General features: G+C 34.3%; 1 pseudogene. It reads right to left on the bottom strand.

The window, feature by feature from the left end:
- Positions 1-510: pseudogene (locus tag ACIR310F_RS24890) on the bottom strand (RNA-guided endonuclease InsQ/TnpB family protein); the annotation flags it as partial.
- Between the last annotated feature and the right edge of the window lie 17 nt (positions 511-527).

Here is a 527-nt window from a genome sequence, read left to right as displayed (position 1 = left end):
TGCAACTGATACAATTACACGACCATAGACTTTACCAAAATATTCTAACCATTGAGTAAACAATGACCATCCAGCATCACTAATTGACTTGGCTAATTTGCTATTCTTAACCATATTTTTCACTTGCAGTTTTTCAAACGCCACTAAATCGTTAGATCTAACTACGCACAATGCTGTTTTCACAGCAAAGTCTTTACGTTGACGTGAAATTTGCAAATGTTTTCTACCAAGACGGTTAATAGCTTTTTTGCGATTATTAGAACCTTTCTTTTTACGACTAACTTTTTTCTGTAATCGTTTTAAAGATTTTTCTGATTTCCGCAAATACCTGGGATTATCAATTTTATCCCCTTGAGAATTAGTGTAGAAACTGTTAAGACCAACATCTAAACCAACGGTTTTACCTGTGGCATTGATGTCAATATTCCGTTCTGCATCTACACAAAACTGGATATAGTAACCGTCAGAACGCTTAACTATCCTAACTCTCTTTATCTGCTTAATCTGGTAGCATTAATGATGTTTTT

It is taken from the genome of Dolichospermum circinale AWQC310F (assembly GCF_000426925.1).
GTDB classification, from domain to species: domain Bacteria; phylum Cyanobacteriota; class Cyanobacteriia; order Cyanobacteriales; family Nostocaceae; genus Dolichospermum; species Dolichospermum circinale.
This window is presented reverse-complemented; position numbering and strand designations above follow the sequence as displayed.